1 protein-coding gene is annotated in these 2377 nt (G+C 75.4%); it reads left to right on the forward strand.

What is annotated here, in order from left to right:
- On the forward strand, positions 1-2377 hold a 2377-nt coding region (locus AB0A94_RS38620; protein ID WP_361751706.1), incomplete at both ends, for an amino acid adenylation domain-containing protein.

Below are 2377 nucleotides of genomic sequence, written 5' to 3' on the forward strand. Positions count from 1 at the left end.
CGCTGCTGATGGAGCGCTCGCCGGAGGTCGTGACGGCGGTCCTCGGCGTGCTGAAGACCGGAGCGGCCTACGTGCCCCTCGACGGGAAGCTGCCCCCGGCCAGGCTGGACACGATGCTGCGGCAGACCGGGGCGTCGGTCGTCGTCACGGACGACTCCCACCGCGACACGGCACCCGCCCTGCTGCCCCGGGCCGGCCACTTCGTCACGGTGACCGACGAGGACCCGCGGCAGGCCGGGGGAGCCGTACGCCCCGACGCGCGCCCCCACCCGGACAACGCCGCCTACGTGATGTTCACGTCCGGCTCCACCGGCGAGCCGAAGGGCGTGACGGCCACCCACCGCGGTGTGGTGAGCCTGGCCACCGACCGTCACTGGAGGACCGGGACCGCGTTCGCCCCCGACCGCCCGATCCGCACGCTGCTGCACTCGCCGTACGGCTTCGACCCCTCCACCTGCGAGCTGTGGACCCCGCTGCTGAACGGCGGGGAGGTCGTGGTGGCCCCGCCAGGCGACCCGGACGTGGCGGCCGTCGCGCGGGCGGTCCGCGAGCACGGCGTGACCCTGCTGCTGCTGACGGCCGGACTCTTCCGCGTCGTGGCCGAGGAGGACCCGGGCTGCCTCGCCGGCGTCCGCGAGGTGATGGTCGGCGGCGACGTCGTCACGGCCGCCACCGTGCGCCGGGTGCTGGAACACTGCCCCGGCACCGTCGTCACCGACGCGTACGGTCCGACCGAGATCACCGTGTACGCCACCGCCCACACCATGGAGGACCGGAGCGCGGTCCCGTCGGCCGTGCCGATCGGCCGGGCCCGCGACGGCATGCGTGCCTACGTGCTCGACGGCCGGCTGCGGCCGGTGCCGCCCGGCGTGCCGGGCGAACTGTACGTCGCCGGTGACGCGCTGGCACGCGGCTACCTGAACTGGTTCGCGCAGACCGCCGAACGGTTCGTCGCCGATCCGTTCGGTCCGGCCGGTACCCGCATGTACCGCACGGGCGACCTGGTGCGCTGGACGCCGGACGGGGTCCTGGAGTTCCTCGGCCGGGCCGACCACCAGGTCAAGATCCGCGGCTTCCGGATCGAACCCGGCGAGACCGAGGCGGTCCTCGGCGAACAGGACGGTGTGGCGGACGCCGTCGTCCTGGTGCACCGGATGCCCTCCGGGGCCAAACACCTCACCGGCTACGTCGTGCCCGAACCGGGCCGCGTCCTCGACACCGGACGTCTGAGGGCCCTGGCCGCCGAACGGCTCCCGGAGTACGCGATCCCGGGCACCCTGCTCGTCCTGGACGAGCTCCCCCTGACCCGGCACGGAAAGCTGGACCGCGCCGCCCTGCCGGTGCCGCACCCGGAGGAGGCGGGCAGGGGCAGGGAGCCCCGCACGGAGCGGGAGGCGCTGCTCTGCACCCTGTTCGCGGAGGTGCTGGGCGTCGAGCGGGTCGGCGTAGACGACGGGTTCTTCGCGCTGGGCGGGGACAGCATCATGTCGATCCAGCTGGTCAGCCGGGCGCGGCGGGCCGGTCTCGTCCTCACCCCGCGCGACGTCTTCGAGCAGCAGAATCCCGCCGCACTGGCCCACGTGTGCCGCGACGCCGACGGCCCCGCCACCCGGGCGGAGGACGACGGCACGGGTCCGGTGGAGCCGACCCCGGTGATGCGCTGGCTGCGGGAGTGGCGGGGCACCGTCGAGGGCTTCCAGCAGTCGGTGTTCCTGCGGGTGCCGGCCGGGCTGGGGGAGGAGCGGCTCACGGCGGCGGTGCAGGCGCTGCTCGACCACCACGACGCGCTGCGGCTGAGGGTTCCCGCGGACGCGGACGGGACGCCGGAGGTGGCCGAGCGGGGCTCGGTGGACGCCGTCCGGTGTGTGCGCCGGGTGTCCCTGGCCGACGCCGACGTGGTGGCCGAGGCGCGGGCCGCGGTGGCGCGGCTGGCGCCGGAGTCGGGCGTGATGGTGCAGGCGGTGTGGTTCGACGCGGGTTCGGAGGCGCCGGGCCGACTGCTGCTGACCGTGCACCACTTCGCGGTGGACGGGGTGTCGTGGCGCGTCCTGCTGCCGGACCTGCGGCAGGCGTGGGAGGCGGTGACGGCGGGCGAGCCGGTGCGGCTGGACCCGGTGGGCACGTCGTTCCGGCGCTGGGCGGGACTGCTCGCCGAGCGGGCACAGGACCCGGCACTGCTGGCGGAACTCCCGTTCTGGACAGGGCTGCCGGCCACCGGCGAGCCCCCGCTCGGCCGTCGCCCGCTGGACCGGTCGCAGGACACCACCGCCACCGCCCGGCGCCTGACGGTGACGCTGCCGGAGGCGCACACGGGTCCGCTGCTGTCGTCCGTCCCGGCCGCCTTCCACGGCGGGGTCGACGACGTGCTGCTGGGCGC

The sequence above is a fragment of the Streptomyces sp. NPDC044984 genome (genome assembly GCF_040646935.1).
GTDB lineage: Bacteria > Actinomycetota > Actinomycetes > Streptomycetales > Streptomycetaceae > Streptomyces.